At 59.9% G+C, this 14988-nt stretch carries 14 protein-coding genes and 1 other RNA gene; 9 read left to right on the forward strand and 6 right to left on the reverse strand.

The window, feature by feature from the left end:
* The first annotated feature begins 16 nt into the window (after positions 1-16).
* Positions 17-1159 carry a glycosyltransferase gene (locus tag ACYQ3M_RS06990; RefSeq protein ID WP_460035345.1) on the forward strand — a complete coding sequence of 381 codons (1143 nt, stop codon included), beginning with the start codon at positions 17-19 and terminating at the stop codon, positions 1157-1159.
* Here the strand turns inward: ACYQ3M_RS06990 and ACYQ3M_RS06995 are convergent.
* From ACYQ3M_RS06995 to ACYQ3M_RS07005, 3 genes are all read right to left on the reverse strand, one after another.
* Entirely contained in the window at positions 1133-1666 is a 534-nt protein-coding gene (locus tag ACYQ3M_RS06995; RefSeq protein ID WP_460035346.1) for an adenine phosphoribosyltransferase, read from the reverse strand. The genes ACYQ3M_RS06990 and ACYQ3M_RS06995 overlap by 27 nt on opposite strands.
* Entirely contained in the window at positions 1663-3552 is a 1890-nt protein-coding gene (gene dxs / locus ACYQ3M_RS07000; RefSeq protein ID WP_460035347.1) for a 1-deoxy-D-xylulose-5-phosphate synthase, read from the reverse strand. The genes ACYQ3M_RS06995 and dxs overlap by 4 nt, the downstream gene beginning before the upstream one ends.
* A 77-nt stretch (positions 3553-3629) precedes the next feature.
* Positions 3630-3803: a hypothetical protein gene (locus tag ACYQ3M_RS07005; RefSeq protein ID WP_460035348.1), complete on the reverse strand. Its 174-nt coding sequence runs from the start codon at positions 3801-3803 to the stop codon at positions 3630-3632.
* A gap of 131 nt (positions 3804-3934) precedes the next feature.
* Here ACYQ3M_RS07005 and ACYQ3M_RS07010 point away from each other — a divergent pair, with 131 nt between their 5' ends.
* Together ACYQ3M_RS07010 and ACYQ3M_RS07015 are read left to right on the forward strand one after the other, a co-directional pair.
* Positions 3935-4651, forward strand: coding sequence for a DUF6781 family protein (locus ACYQ3M_RS07010; protein WP_460035349.1), 717 nt, complete (start codon positions 3935-3937; stop codon positions 4649-4651).
* Positions 4652-4660: 9 nt separating this feature from the next.
* On the forward strand, positions 4661-6361 hold the full coding sequence (locus tag ACYQ3M_RS07015; RefSeq protein WP_460035350.1) for an ABC1 kinase family protein: 1701 nt from the start codon (positions 4661-4663) through the stop codon (positions 6359-6361).
* A 34-nt stretch (positions 6362-6395) separates the two neighbouring features.
* Here ACYQ3M_RS07015 and ACYQ3M_RS07020 read toward each other — a convergent pair whose 3' ends face one another.
* Positions 6396-6752, reverse strand: a complete 357-nt coding sequence (locus ACYQ3M_RS07020) for a hypothetical protein (protein ID WP_460035351.1) — start codon at positions 6750-6752, stop codon at positions 6396-6398.
* A 250-nt stretch (positions 6753-7002) separates the two neighbouring features.
* Between ACYQ3M_RS07020 and ffs the strand changes: the two genes are divergently transcribed.
* From ffs to recR, 4 genes are all read left to right on the forward strand, one after another.
* Positions 7003-7099: signal recognition particle sRNA small type (ffs, locus tag ACYQ3M_RS07025), an RNA gene on the forward strand.
* 31 nt (positions 7100-7130) lie between these two features.
* Entirely contained in the window at positions 7131-8669 is a 1539-nt protein-coding gene (gene dnaX / locus ACYQ3M_RS07030; RefSeq protein WP_460035352.1) for a DNA polymerase III subunit gamma/tau, read from the forward strand.
* A 24-nt stretch (positions 8670-8693) separates the two neighbouring features.
* Positions 8694-9020, forward strand: a complete 327-nt coding sequence (locus tag ACYQ3M_RS07035; protein ID WP_460035353.1) for a YbaB/EbfC family nucleoid-associated protein — start codon at positions 8694-8696, stop codon at positions 9018-9020.
* Between the two features lie 4 nt (positions 9021-9024).
* Positions 9025-9621, forward strand: coding sequence for a recombination mediator RecR (gene recR / locus ACYQ3M_RS07040; protein ID WP_460035354.1), 597 nt, complete (start codon positions 9025-9027; stop codon positions 9619-9621).
* On the opposite strand, the gene rsgA is transcribed toward recR, so the two are convergent.
* Together rsgA and ACYQ3M_RS07050 are read right to left on the reverse strand one after the other, a co-directional pair.
* On the reverse strand, positions 9618-10505 hold the full coding sequence (gene rsgA, locus ACYQ3M_RS07045; RefSeq protein WP_460035355.1) for a ribosome small subunit-dependent GTPase A: 888 nt from the start codon (positions 10503-10505) through the stop codon (positions 9618-9620). The genes recR and rsgA overlap by 4 nt on opposite strands.
* The gene (locus tag ACYQ3M_RS07050; RefSeq protein WP_460035356.1) at positions 10502-11749 is read right to left on the reverse strand and encodes a M48 family metallopeptidase; all 1248 of its coding nucleotides are present in this window, start codon (positions 11747-11749) and stop codon (positions 10502-10504) included. The genes rsgA and ACYQ3M_RS07050 overlap by 4 nt, the downstream gene beginning before the upstream one ends.
* An 88-nt stretch (positions 11750-11837) precedes the next feature.
* Here ACYQ3M_RS07050 and orn point away from each other — a divergent pair, with 88 nt between their 5' ends.
* Positions 11838-12380, forward strand: coding sequence for an oligoribonuclease (orn, locus tag ACYQ3M_RS07055; protein ID WP_460035357.1), 543 nt, complete (start codon positions 11838-11840; stop codon positions 12378-12380).
* Positions 12381-12449: 69 nt separating this feature from the next.
* On the forward strand, positions 12450-14987 hold the full coding sequence (gene gyrA, locus ACYQ3M_RS07060) for a DNA gyrase subunit A (RefSeq protein ID WP_460035358.1): 2538 nt from the start codon (positions 12450-12452) through the stop codon (positions 14985-14987).
* The last annotated feature ends 1 nt before the right edge of the window (position 14988 follow it).

The raw sequence follows: 14988 nt of genomic DNA on the forward strand, positions 1-14988 counted from the left end.
CGCAGATTTCGCTTCCATGGATTGGTTGGATCTCTTGGCAGCGGGGGCTGCTTGTCTGTGGGCGGGGATTTTGATTCTGCCGTGGCAGCCATGGCGCATTCGCGAAGTCTTAGAACCCGACTGCCGCGCAAGTTGCCCTTATCACGACCTCACCGTTCTGATCCCGGCCCGCAACGAGGCCGACTGCCTGGCCGCAACGCTTGCGGCGCTGGCCGCTCAAGCTCCCGGCCTGAAGGTCATCGTCGTGGACGATAACTCCGAAGACGACACCGCGGCCATCGCTCGTAAAGCGCCGAATTTGGCCTTGACCGTCCTTACGGGAAAACCGCTTCCCCCGGGCTGGAGCGGCAAGCTTTGGGCCTTAGAGCAGGGCCTAAAATGCGTGGAGACAGAGAAAGTGCTGCTGCTCGATGCCGATATCCGGCTCGAACCTGGGATGCTGGCCGCGCTGCTTGCCAAGATGGCGCGCGAGCGTTTGGATTTCGTCTCGATCATGGCCCAGCTTAAGACCGAAAGCTTCTGGGAAAAGCTGCTTTTGCCGGCGTTTGTGTATTTCTTTAAGCTGCTTTATCCCTTTTCCTTAGCCAATTCAAGAACGAGCCGGGTAGCGGCGGCTGCCGGCGGTTGTATCCTGACCAAAACCGAGGTGCTTAAGCAGTGCGGGGCGTTTGCCAGCCTGAAAGACGCTTTGATCGACGATTGCACCTTGGCCAAGCGCGTCAAGCGCCAAGGCTATTCCACTTGGCTTGGTCTTTCCCACGGCGTGCTCAGTCAGCGCCGCTATGTTCGGTTGAACGCCGTTTGGGATATGGTAGCGCGTACCGCTTTCACGCAGCTGCGCTACTCCATTGGGCTTTTGGCTTTGTGCACGGCGGTGCTTGGGTTGTTGGCCTGGGTGCCGGTGATGGCGTTGTTCCAGGCTAAATTTTGGTGGCTAGGTGCGGCGAGTTTGGGGATGATGCTGCTTTCTTACCGACCCGTCTTGGGTTTCTATCGCCTGCCGTGGGCGTTGGGGCTGGTCTTGCCCGCCGTGAGCACTTTGTATCTTCTGATGACCTGGGATTCGGCGCGGCGTTACTGGCGAGGCGAGCGCAGCCGCTGGAAAGGGCGGGTGTACGGCAGAGCAGCCAAGCTAGAGGACAAGCAAACTGTGGACTAAATAGCCAGCCAGCTTCTGACGGCCTTTGAGCGCGCCCAACTCGATCACGAACGCGAAGGCAAAGACTTGCGCTCCTAAGCGCGTTACCAGTTCACCGCTGGCCTGAGCGGTGCCGCCGGTGGCCAAAAGATCGTCCACGAGCAGTACTGAGTCGCCTGGACCAACAGCGTCGATGTGGGCCTCTAGGGCGGCTTCGCCGTACTCCAAGGTGTAAGAAACGCTTTGCACATCGTAAGGGAGCTTGCCGGGTTTGCGCAGCGGCACGAACCCTACCCCGAGTTCCCACGCCGCCAGGCTGCCAAAGATAAATCCACGCGCTTCCATGCCGGCGACGGCGGTGATGGGCGCGCCAACAAACGGGTGAATGAGCTGATGAACGGCCAGCCTGAGCGCAGCCGGGTCGCGTACCAGGGGAGTGATGTCCTTGAACTGAATCCCAGGTCCTGGGAAATCCGGGATAGTGCGGATTTTTTGCCTAAGCTTGGCTTGCCAATCGAAGCCGTTCATGCGATGACTTTGAGGGGCTGATTTTGCTTCAAAAAGCGCTCAATTTGCAGGCGGATGCCGCGCGCGTCGAGGCCAGCTTCGGCTAGGAGCTCTTCGCGGCTGCCGTGTTCTAGGAAGCGATCCGGCAACCCGAGGTGAAGAATCGGTACGAGGCAGCGATGGGCGGCAAGGCACTCGCTCACCCCGCTGCCTGCGCCTCCTAGGACGGTGTTCTCTTCCACCGTCACCAAGTACGAGTGATCGCGGGCCAGTTCCAAAATCAGCGCCTCATCCAGCGGTTTAATAAAGCGCATGTTGGCCACTGTTGCATCCAGCGCCTCGGCAGCCTCCAACGCGGGGGCGAGCATAGAGCCAAAGGCCAAAATGGCGATTTTCTTACCGTAGCGGCGAATTTCACCCTTGCCGATGGGCAGAGGGGTCAGGTCACGCTCCACTTTAACGCCTGGGCCGGTCCCGCGCGGGTAGCGGACCGCGGCAGGTCGGCCGCATTCGATGCCGGTGGTCAGCATTTTTCGGCATTCGTTCTCATCGGCCGGCGCCATCACTATTAGGTTAGGGATGCAGCGCAGAAAGCTTAAGTCGAAACTGCCGGCGTGGGTTGGCCCGTCCGGCCCTACCAGCCCGGCGCGGTCAATGGCGAATAATACCGGAAGGTTTTGCAGAGCCACGTCGTGGATCAGCTGATCGTAACCGCGCTGCAGGAAAGTGGAATAGATGGCCACCACCGGTTTGTAGCCTTCACAGGCCAGCCCGGCCGCCAAAGTAACGGCGTGTTGTTCGGCGATCCCGACGTCGAAATAGCGGTTTGGGAAGCGTTCGGAGAATTCCACTAGCCCCGAACCTTCGCGCATAGCGGGGGTAATGCCGATGAGTTTGGGCTCGCGCTCGGCCATATCGCACAGCCATTGGCCGAACACCTGGGTGTAGGTCATACCTTGGGAAGGCGCTTTGGTCAGGGTTTCCCGGTTTGGGTCAAACGGCGCAACCCCGTGATAGGCGACAGGGTCGCGTTCGGCCGGCAGATACCCCTTGCCTTTTTTGGTGATCACATGCAGAAACTGGGGGCCTTTGAGCTCCCGAAGGTTTTTTAAAGTAGCGATCAAGGTGTCCAAATCGTGGCCGTCGATGGGGCCGATGTAGTTAAAACCCAATTCCTCGAACAAGGTGCCGGGGGCGACCATCCCTTTGACGTGTTCCTCAGCGCGGCGGGCCAGCTCCCAGACTTCCGGGATGCGCTTTAAGATCAGCTTACTCCCCTCGCGCACGGTGGTGTAGAGCTTGCTGGACAGGATCTTGGCCAGATAGTTGGTGAGCGCCCCGACGTTAGGGGAGATCGACATCTCGTTGTCGTTTAAGATCACGAGCAAATTGGCGTCTAAGGCGCCGGCGTGGTTGAGGGCTTCAAACGCCATCCCGCCGGTCAGCCCACCGTCGCCGATGATCGCGATCGCCCGTTGCTCGCGCCCGTCCAAGGCGGCGGCGATCGCCATCCCTAAAGCCGCCGAGATCGAGGTGCTGGAGTGGCCGACTCCAAAAGCGTCGTAGGGGCTTTCAGCGCGCTTTGGAAAGGGCGCCAGCCCCCCGCGCTTACGAATAGTCGGCAGCAAATCGCGGCGACCGGTGAGGATTTTGTGGGGGTAGGCCTGATGCCCGACGTCCCAGACCAGGCGATCGTAAGGCGTGTTGAACACGTAATGCAAGGCAATGGTGAGCTCCACCGTGCCAAGCCCTGCCGCCAAGTGACCGCCGGAGCGGCTGACGCTCTCGAGCAAGTAATGGCGAACCTCGTCCGCCAGCGGCTTTAAGTCTTTCTCATCCAACTGGCGCAAATCTTCCGGGGAGTCGATGCGGCTGAGCAGGGGATACTGTCTGTGGTAGTCGCTCATGGTAACGGTCTGGAATTGGCGGAGCTACACAAAGTCGGCGCCATTATCCAACGGCGAGGAAGATCGCGCAAGCGCTTTCAGAAGCGCTTGCGATCTAGGCGCTCCAAATAAATTCCGAGGATTTCCAACACGAAGGCGAGCAAAATCGCGATGGTTCCGGCTAAAATCTCCGGGGTCAGCCACATCAGCAAAGCGCCAGAGACAATCAGGGCAGCGCCGAGGATGCGCCGATACCGGCTGTGTTTCAACATAAATTCTGGAATGTAGAGGTTTAAGTCTAAATATTTTAGCTGGAATGAGCGGCTTTGGCACCTAGAACGCTTGCAGTTTGCCTAGGTTTTGGCGACTATAGCGGGAGACGAATATTTTTACGGAGGAAGGTATGCATTCAGGCGATTTACCAGCCGACGGTCAAGCGCAAGGCGAGTCCAAGGCGGAGACGCGCGTTGAAGAGAATGAACAGCTCAAAGCTTCGGTTCAAGAAGCCGTCGCGAGCGAAGAAGCGATTCGGGAGAAGGTTCGCCGGTTGACCGTCGAGGCGCTGGCCGAGGGCAAACTGGATGCCGCTCAGGTGAAAGCGATCATTGAGACCGTCCTGCAAGGCGCCAGCGAGGGAATCGCAATTCATGGCAGCCGTGCCCGCGAGGCGTTGGAAGAGGCGGTCAAAGGTCTGGAGGAAGGTTTGGTCAAAGCCGCCGAGGCGTCCAAATTGGCCCTGGAGGAAGCGGCCAGCCGCGCCGACGAATTTACCGAGCAAGAGATCAAAGGCGCGTTCGACCAGCTGCTCGAGCTGGAAAAGCTTTATCTCGACACCTTGGCCGAAGTGGCGCAAAAGGGTAGCGCCCAAGCGGGAGAAATCCTCGCCGATCTCCTTCGGCATGCCCACCACAGCGGCACCGCGGTGGGCGAGTACCTAGCCGAGGTCATGCAGACCCTGCCGCGCAAGCTTCAGGAGGCTGGCCAATGGGGGGTCAAGGCCGGCTTAGATGCGGCCCGCACGTCCGCCGTACGGCTGGCGGCCATTACCAGCGGTTTTCTGGCGGGGATCGCCGAAGCTTTGGACCGGCAAGTGAAGAAAACGCAAGCGAAAAAAACTTAAATTGAGCGAATGCTGTGGGAGGCCGTCAGCGCGATCCATGATCTTGGCCGTCTCTACGACCTGACCCTAATCCTGATCCGCTATGGCTTCACCGGCTTTGTGCGCCGGCTGGGATTAGCGCACGCGTTTGAGCAGGCTGGCCGAGCGCTGCATTGGAAAGCGGTGGAAGAACTGGTCCAGCTCAACACCGCCCAGCGGATTCGGCGGGCGCTGGAGGAGATGGGACCTACCTTTATCAAGCTGGGCCAGATCCTAGCGACGCGGGTGGATTTGTTTCCCCCCGATTGGATCGCTGAATTTGAGAAGCTCCAAGACCAAGTGCCGCCGCTGCCTTTTGCCGCGTTAAAGCCCCAGCTGGAAGAAGACTTAGGGGTAGCGGTAGAGCACGTGTTTGCAGAATTTGACACCGAGGCGTTGGCGGCTGCTTCCATCGCCCAGGTCCACCGCGCGCGCCTGTTTAGCGGGGAGCGGGTGATCGTGAAGATCCGCCGCCCTGGGATCGAAGAGATTGTGGAGGCCGATCTTAGGCTGCTCGAGCGCGTGGTCCGGATCGCCGAGAGCGAGGTCAAGGAACTGCGCCGCTACCGGCCGGTGGAGATCGTCCACCAATTCACCGCCTCCCTACGGCGGGAGATGGACCTAGAGAACGAGGCCCACAACGCCGAGCGGATGGCGGCCAATTTCGCCCACGATCCCTGGATCGTGATTCCCAAGATATATTGGGAATTTTGCTCCAAGCGCCTCAACGTGCAAGGCTACATCGAAGGGATCCCGGCACGCAAACTGCAGCTGGCCGAAGCCTCGGGTTTAAAGCGCAAAATTTTAGCCCGGCGCGGAACCGATGCGGTGCTGAAGATGATCCTCATCGACGGCTTTTTCCACGCCGATCCCCACCCCGGCAATCTCATCTTTTTGCCCGGCAACCGCTTGGCGTTCATCGATTTCGGTATGGTGGGGCGCTTGTCTGAGACCCGCCGCTATCAGATCGTCGATCTTTTGGCGGCCGTGATCGATCGCGACGCGCGCAGCGCGGCCAACGTGCTGCTTGACTGGGCCGGGGATGTCCAAGTGGATATGGACGCGCTGCTGGCCGATGTCGACATCTTCATCGATACTTACCACGGTCTGCCTTTGAAGCAGCTCAAGATCGTCAATATCTTAGGCGATCTGGGCACTCTGATACGCACCTATCATTTGGTGCTGCCGCCGGATTTGGCGCTGTTGTTCAAAGCTTTGCTCACCTTGGACGGCATGGGGCGGCAGGTGGATCCGGACTTCGATCTGATCGTTGCCGCTACCCCCCACGTGCGCCGTGCGCTGTTGCGCCGCTACCGGCCGGACATCGTGCTCAGGCGCGGCTGGCGTACCGCCGGCGAATTGTTCGAGATCATCGCCGCTTTTCCCTACGACGTGCGGCGCCTGATCAAAGCGCTCAAGACCGGAAACCTGCGCTTTAACGTCGATCTCAATCAGCTCAACTATTTCGGCTGGATCCTCGATCGCGCCGCCAGCCGGCTCACGGTGGGGATGGTGACCTCCTCGTTGATCATCGGCTCGTCCATCGTCATGACCGTCACGGGCGGGCCGACCTTGTGGGGACTGCCGATGCTCGGGGTGCTGGGTTTTGCCGGCGCGGGAATCGGTGGAGTATGGCTGTTGATCTCGATCTGGCGAGGGGGGCACCTGCCCCACGGGGAAAAGGAAGAGTGACAAACCCGGCTGCAGCCGGGTTTGTCGGCGGAGTTTAAAGTCCCAAATTTACGCCGAGGACGACTGCGGCCAGGATCGCATAGCAAATCACGGCGATGCTGGCGTGGGCTAAAAGCAAGGGTTTTTGCACCTGACCGGTGCGGTAGCGCCGGGTGGCGGCGGTAAACCCCAACAACGCGATCACTACGACCAGAGCGATGTTGAGATAGACGCGCTTGTCTCCCGTCAGGGCGGCCCCAATCGCCAGCGCTGCGCCCAAGACGGCGGTACCGGCGTGGGTAAGGATGAGCTTGCGATCTACCGGAATCCCGCGGAACAAATCGAGCGCGATGCTCGCCCCAAGGATGGCTGCTACCGTAAACGCGGCTAAAGAAGCGGTTAAAAAAACCATCGCGACACCTCCTTAAACTTATTCCTCTTTTCAAAACTCCAAACAGGACTTCAGAGACGACAGCCTCCCTTGCCAGAGAAAGCCACTTGGTTTCGCTGGCGTGGAGGACTCTGGCAAGTTTAAAAATGTTAGCGTGATTTGGAGGAGAAAGTCCAATGCGCGAGGTTGCATTATGCTTGCAATCTGATAAGCGCGCCGGAATAATATTGAAATGGCGGGAATCGCCGGATGAGCAATTCATGGCGGGCCACGTCGGTCCCCTCGCAGCGCTAGGCCGCCAACCCCGCCAGGCCCGGGAGGGAGCAACGGTAACGGTTGATGCGTGTGCCGGGGTGCGGCTGGCGTGGCCTGCCGCCTTAAAGCGTTAAAAATCCCTCCATGAGTTATCAAGCTCTGGCCCGTAAGTGGCGGCCGCGCCGATTCTCCGAGGTCACCGGGCAGTCCCACGTAGTGCGCGCGCTCCGCAACGCTTTGGTCCACGAGCGCATGCATCCCGCCTGCCTGTTCACCGGCACCCGCGGGGTAGGCAAGACCACTCTCGCCCGAATCTTGGCCAAGGCGCTCAACTGCGAGCAAGCTCAAGAGGGGGAGCCTTGCGGTCGGTGCGAAGTCTGCCTGGATGTGGATGAAGGCCGTTTCGTCGATTTGATCGAAATAGACGCCGCCTCCCGCACTCGAGTCGAAGATACACAGAGGCTCTTGGAGAATGCGCAATACGCTCCCAGCCGTGGGCGCTACAAGATTTATTTGATCGACGAAGTCCATATGCTCTCTACCCATAGCTTCAACGCCTTGCTCAAAACCCTGGAAGAGCCGCCCCCCCACGTCAAGTTTCTACTCGCCACCACCGAGCCGCAGAAAATCCCGGTCACGGTGCTGTCGCGCTGTCTTCAGTTTGCCCTAAAGCGCCTGACGCCAGGGCAGATCGAGGCGCGCCTTGCGCAGATCCTGACAGCGGAAGGGATCGCCTATGAGGAGAGAGCGTTGCGGCGCTTGGCGTACGCTGCCGACGGCAGCTTGCGCGACGCTTTGAGCCTGCTCGATCAAGCCATCGCCTACGGCGGTGGACGAGTTGAGACGAGCGACGTCGAGGCGATGCTCGGAGGAGTGACGCGGGGTTCCCTCAAAGGGTTGGTGGAGGCTCTAGGGCGTGTCGATGCGCGCGCGGCGATGGCCGAGCTCGCGCACCTGCTCGATACGGGGGCAGAGCCTGCCGAGGTGCTCAAGGAGTTGCTCGGCCTGCTGCACCGCATCGCCTTGGCCCAACGCCTGCCTGAGACCGCCGAGCAAGATGAAGAGCGGGATTTCATTCTGGCGCAGGCCAAAGCGCTGTCTCCCGAGGACGTGCAGCTGTATTATCAGATCGGCCTCTTAGGACAAAGGGACTTGCCCTTAGCCCCGGACCCGCGCACGGGTTTGGAGATGGTGCTGCTGCGGATGCTGGCGTTTCGGCCCTTGGATGTGGCGTTTGCGCCAATGGGTGAGGTGGTGCCTGCCCAACCTGCTGCTGCGGTTTGCGAAACGGCGCCGCAAACCAAGGCCGAGGAATGGGCCGCTCTGCTGGAGCGGATGCGGCTTTCTGGGATGACCAAAGAACTGGCCCAGCATTGCGTGTTGGCGCGCTTGGACGAGCAGCGGTGCGAGTTGCTGCTGGACGAGCGCTTTGCCCATTTGCAGAATCCGCGCTGGCAGGAAAAGCTGGAACAGGCGCTGATTACAGCGCTCGGGCGCCCGATCAAGCTAACCATCCAGCTTGTCGACAGCGCTTTAGAAACACCGGCGAGTTTGCGTCAGCGCCGCCAGCAGGAAAAGCTTCAGGGCGCCGTGCAAGCGATTGCCGAGGATGAGACCGTCCAGGAATTGCTTAAGACCTTCGATGCCCAAATTGTGCCGGGATCGATTAAACCGGCGGAGTGAAACAGCAATCGGGAGGATAAGCCGATGAAAAACCCACTGGCCGCTTTAATGCAACAGGCGCAGGAAATCCAAGAGAAATTCCGGCAAGCTCAAGAAGCCTTGGCTAAAGCCGAGGTTCAAGGCGAGGCGGGGGGAGGGTTGGTGAAGGTAATCATGAACGGGCGGCGCGAGGTGCTGCGGCTGACCATAGACGCGAGCCTGTTCAAAGAGGAGGACAAGGAAATCCTCGAGGATCTGGTGGCGGCGGCGGTCAACGATGCGGTGCACAAAGTCGCCAAGCTTAAAGAAGAGAAGATGGCCGAATTGACCGGTGGTTTCCAACTGCCTGGGGGGATAAAGCTGCCGTTTTAAGGCGATGAGTTCGAGCGATTGCTTAAAGCGTCTGATTCAGGCGCTGCGGTGCCTGCCTGGGGTAGGGCCGAAATCCGCCCAGAGGATGGCTTTTTACTTGCTGCAGCACGACCGCCAAGGGGCCCGCCAATTGGCTAAAGTTTTGGATGAGGCGTTGGAAAAGGTCCGACGCTGCCGGTCCTGCCGTAATTTCACCGAAGCGCCGATCTGTGCGATTTGTTTAGATCCCCGCCGCGAGCAGTCTAAACTGTGCGTGGTGGAGAGTCCCGCCGACGCCTGGGCGATCGAACAGACCGGCGTGTTCCGCGGGGTGTTTTTCATCCTCCACGGCCGGCTGTCGCCGTTGGACGGTATTGGCCCGGAGGATCTGGGCTTGGACGAGCTGGAGCGGCGGTTGCAAGAAGGCGAGATCAAGGAGTTGATCTTGGCGACCAACTCCACGGTGGAAGGGGAGGCGACGGCGCATTATCTTGCCGAACTGGCCCGCGGAGCCGGCGTGCGCGTCAGCCGGATTGCCTACGGCGTGCCGGTGGGCGGGGAGTTGGAGTATCTGGACGCGCACACGCTCGCGTATGCTTTCGAAGGCCGGCGGCCGGTCTAGGAAATTTGCGGCAATTTCGCCAGCAATTTCAAATATCGCTGATACCGGGAGCTATCAATCGCCCCACCGGCTACCGCCTCGTGCACCGCACAGCCGAGATCGTCTGCGTGCCGACAATCGGCGAAGCGGCAGCGCGGGATGAACGGTTGAAACTCGCGATAGCCTAAGGCCAGTTGATGCGGGGTAATCCCCGCTAGGCCAAAGACCAAGACCCCGGGCGTGTCGATCAGATCCCCGCCCTCGGGGAGGTGGAACAAGCGGGCGCTGGTCGTCGTATGGCGACCGCGATGCGCGCGGGCGGACAATTCGCCGATACGGATGGTCTGATCGGCGATCAAGGCGCGGAGCAAGGAGGATTTGCCGACCCCGGATTGGCCGGCGAACATTGAAGTTTTGCCTTTCAGCGCCGCGCGCAGGGCATCCATTCCTTCACCGCTCTTGGCGCTCAGGAGAAGGATCGGATACAGCGTCCGGTAAGGCGCCAAGTCGCCTTCGAGCAGCCTCGAGCGCTGCTCTTTTGGGATTTTATCGAGCTTGTTGAACACCAAGCAGACGGCGATTTTCCGAATCTCGCACACCACCAGGTATTGGTCGACCAAAAGCAAGTCGTAGGCGGGTTCGGGGGCGAGGACGACTAGGACCTGGTCGACGTTGGCCGCCGCCGGACGGGGACCGGGGCGGGTCAGCAGGGTTTTTCTAGGCAAAACTTTTAGGATGCGGCCGCGCTTAGGCCAGGTAGCCTCCCACTCGACCCAATCGCCGACGCAGGGCAACTCCTCACACTTTGCCGCCGGATAAGCGAGCGCGAGGTGGCCGTCTGCGTCTTCGATTGCCCATTCTCTGCCAAAACAGGCCACGATACGGCCGCAGCGCACCGAGCTCATTTTGCGGGCGTTCTTTTAAGGTGCGCGATCCGGATGGCCGCCGGGGGATGGCTGTAGTGGAAGGCGGCGTAAAGAGGGTCGGGGGTGAGAGTGGCGGCGTTGTCGCGGTAGAGTTTGACCAAAGCGCGGATCAACGCTTCCGACCGCGTCAAAGAGGCGGCGAAGGCATCGGCTTCAAACTCGTAGCTGCGCTGGACGGCGGCTAAAATGGGCTTTAGGAAAGCGCCAAACACCGGCGCGATCAGGATGAACAGCAAGATCGCCGCCGCCGCGGAAGGCCTTGGCACGCCAAGACCTTGGTAAAACCAAGTTTCTCCGGCCAACCAGCCGAGTAAAGCCAAACTTATGAAGCTTAGGCCGGCGTTTACGAGCAGCAGCTTAAGGACGTGGCGGCGCTTGAAATGCCCAAGCTCGTGAGCCAACACCGCTTCCAGTTCTTCAGGATCCAAGGCCGCCAGCAGCGTGTCGAAAAACACGATCCGTTTGTAGCGGCCAAGCCCGGTGAAGTAGGCGTTACCATGGCCGCTGCGGCGCGAGCCGTCCATTACGAAGATCCCCTGGCTGTGAAAGCCACAGCGCTCCAGCAGCCGCTGGATTCGGGCTTTAAGCTCGGTATCCTCGAGGGGGGTGAAACGATTAAATAGCGGCGCGATCCAAGTCGGCCAGGCCCAGCTCATGAGCAGCGAAAAGCCCATCAAAATGGCCCAGGCGAGCAGCCACCAGCTTTGCCCAGCGTGCTCCATGACCCACAAGACCAACGCCACCAGCGGGGCGCCTAAAACCAAGCCCAGAATCGCTTGCAGGCTTAAGTCCTTGACGAACTGGGCGAAGGTGGTGCGGTTAAAGCCGAATTTTTCTTCCACTACGAAAGTCTGATAAATCGAAAGCGGCAGCTCCAACAGCGCGAGGAGAAACAGCGTCGCAAGGATCAGCGCCGTGCCGTGAGCGATCGGCCCCAATTTGAGCAGCGCCAACCCGCGGTCGAGGGCAGCAATACCCCCGCCCAAGGTGAAACCCAGCAAGAGGATCAGGTGAAAGAACTGCGCGACCTTCTGCACTTTAAGCTTGGCCAGGGTATAATCGGCGGCTTTTTGGTGCGCGGCCAGGGAGAGAGCGGCCGCAAACGCTTCCGGTACTCGGTCCCGATGGCCGAGCACGGAGGCGGCCTGGCGCCGCGCCAACCAGAATTCCACGCCAAAAGAAGCGAAAAGCGCAACCAGAAAGACGATGCTGAAGGTGTTCATGGAGACCGATAGCCGCTTTGCAAAAACCGATTGGACAGCTTAGCCTTTGTGAGTATCCCTGACAACCGCTTTGAGGTTTGCTGGCGCTATGGCAGACAAAGACAATCTGATCTGGATCGACTTAGAGATGACCGGCTTAGATCCGGATCGAGACGCGATTTTGGAGATCGCCACTGTCGTGACCGATCCAGACCTTAACCTCTTGGCCACCGGTCCGGTCCTGGCCATCTATCAACCGGAGAGCGTGCTGGCGGCGATGGACGACTGGAACCGCAAGCACCATAGCGAGTCGGGTTTGCTTGAGCGGGTGCGCAGCGCCGGCGTGAGCGAGCGCGAGGCCGAGGCCAGGACCTTGGAATTTCTAAAGCGCTGGGTTCCGGCCGGTGCCTCGCCCATGTGCGGCAACAGCGTCTGCCAAGACCGGCGTTTCTTATACCGCCTCATGCCCCGGTTGGAAGCCTATTTTCACTACCGCAATCTAGACGTCTCCACCCTCAAGGAGCTGGCCCGGCGTTGGGCCCCCAAGGTGCAGGAGGGGTTCAAAAAAAAGAACGCGCACCAGGCGTTGGCGGACATCCTCGAATCCATCGAGGAACTGAAATACTATCGGGAAAACTTTATTCGCTACTGAGCCCTTGCAGTTTCCGCACGCTGGGAAAATTTAAGGTAAAATAAAATAATTTCCTTATGGCTTTTGGCTATGTCTGAATTTGCCAAAGAAGTCCTTGCCGTTGCGCTCGAGGAGGAAATGAAGCAATCCTACCTCGATTACGCCATGAGCGTGATCGTAGGGCGCGCCTTGCCGGACGTGCGCGATGGCTTAAAGCCAGTCCACCGCCGAGTCTTGTACTCCATGCACGAGCTGGGCAACGATTGGAACAAGCCCTACAAAAAATCGGCGCGCGTGGTCGGCGATGTGATCGGTAAATACCACCCTCATGGCGACGCGGCGGTTTACGAGACCATCGTGCGCATGGCGCAGCCCTTCTCGATGCGCTACGTGCTGGTCGACGGGCAGGGCAACTTCGGCTCGGTCGACGGCGATCCGCCGGCGGCGATGCGGTACACCGAAGTCCGCATGGCCCGCATCGCGCATGAGTTGCTTGCCGATCTGGACAAAGAGACGGTCGATTTCGTCCCCAATTACGACGAGTCCGAGCGCGAACCCAAGGTTCTGCCGACCAAATTACCCAATCTTTTGGTCAATGGCTCGGCGGGGATCGCGGTGGGAATGGCGACCAACATTCCTCCGCACAATCTGACCGAGGTCATCAATGGCGTGCTGGCGCTGATCGACCGGCCGGATATAAGCATCGGGGAATTGATGCGCTACATCCCGGGGCCGGATTTCCCCACCGGCGCGATCATCAACGGCGCTGAGGGCATCCGTCAGGCTTATTTTACCGGCCGGGGGCGGATTTACCTGCGCGCTTTATCCCACGTGGAAACGAACAAGGACAGCGGGCGCCAGAGCATTGTGGTGACCGAATTGCCCTACCAAGTCAACAAAGCCCGCCTGATCGAGAGGATCGCTGAATTGGTCAAGGAAGAGCAGCTTAGCGGAATTGCGGCGTTGCGCGATGAATCCGACAAAGACGGCATCCGCGTAGTGATCGAGCTCAAGCGCGGCGAGCAGCCCGAAGTGGTGCTCAACAATTTGTACCAGCACACCCCCTTGCAGAGCGTGTTTGGGATCAACATGGTGGCCCTGGTGGACGGGCGGCCTCGGTGTTTGAACTTAAAGGAGATTCTGGAGGCTTTCCTCGACCACCGCCGCGAGGTGGTCACTCGCCGCACTCTGTACGAGTTGCGCAAGGCGCGCGAGCGAGTGCATGTGCTGGAAGGGCTGGCGGTGGCTCTGGCCAACATCGATACTGTCATCGAGCTGATCAAGGCGGCTCCCTCGCCTAAGGAAGCGAAGGAACAGCTGCTCGCGCGCAGCTGGCCGCCGGGGGCGGTGCAGGCGTATTTGGCGCGCGATGAGGCTTGGCGCACCCGCCCTGAGGATTTGGAAGAAGGCCTGGGACTCGGGCCGGACGGCTACCGCCTGTCGCCGGCCCAGGCGCAGGCGATTTTGGATTTGCGCTTGCATCGCCTGACTGGCTTGGAACAGGACAAGATCTTTGAGGAATACCAGACCCTTTTGGCGCAGATCGACGCGCTGTTGGCGATCTTAGGCAGCGATGCGCGCTTGCTTGAGGTCATCCGCAAGGAGTTGGTCGAGTTGCGCGAGCAATTCGGCGACGAGCGGCGCACCGAAATCCTGGCCGAGCAGCGCAGTCTATCGGTCGAGGATTTGATCTCCGACGAGAGCGTGGTGGTCACCTTGACCCACGCCGGTTACGTCAAAACTCAGCCCCTCTCGGTGTATCAAGCCCAGCGCCGCGGCGGCAAAGGCAAGACCGCGGCGGCCCCCAAGGAGGAAGATTTCGTCGAAGAGCTGTTGATCGCCAATACTCACGACACCTTGCTCTGCTTCTCCAGCTTAGGCAAGGTCTACGGGCTCAAAGTATACGAGCTGCCTATGGCTAGCCGGACGTCGCGGGGCAAGCCCATCGTCAATCTGTTGCCGTTGGAGGAGGGGGAGCGCATCCATGCGGTTTTGCCGGTGCGCGATTTTGCCGCCGGCGGTTTTGTGTTCTTGACCACGGCTTCGGGGGTAGTCAAGAAAACCCCTTTGAGCGAGTTTGAGTCCTTGCGCGCAAGCGGCAAGATCGCGATCGACTTAAAACCCGGGGATGTCCTGGTGAAAGCGGCTTTGACCAACGGGGAGCAGGACGTGCTCTTGTTTTCCAGCGCCGGCCGGGCGATCTGCTTTAACGAGCGCGAAGTCCGTCCCATGGGGCGGACGGCCGGGGGAGTGCGGGGAATGCGGCTGCCCGAGGGTCAGCGGGTGATTGCCATGGTCTTGGGGACGGAGGGCACGGTTTTGACCGTGACCGAAAACGGCTACGGCAAGCGCACCCGGCTTTCAGAGTTTCCTCGCCATGGCCGCGGAGGACAAGGGGTAATTGCGATGCAGACCTCGGACCGCAATGGCGCCCTGGTGGGTGCGGTGCTGGTCCAGGAAGAGGACGAAATCATGTTGATCACTACCGGCGGCACGCTGGTGCGCACGCGCGTCTGTGAGATCCCAGTGTTGGGACGCAACACCCAAGGCGTGCGCATCATCCGTTTGGAGAAAGGCGAAAAGCTGGTGGGAGTGGACCGAATCGAAAGTTTGCCGGAGGAAAGTTAAA

The sequence above is a fragment of the Methylothermus subterraneus genome (assembly GCF_054656915.1).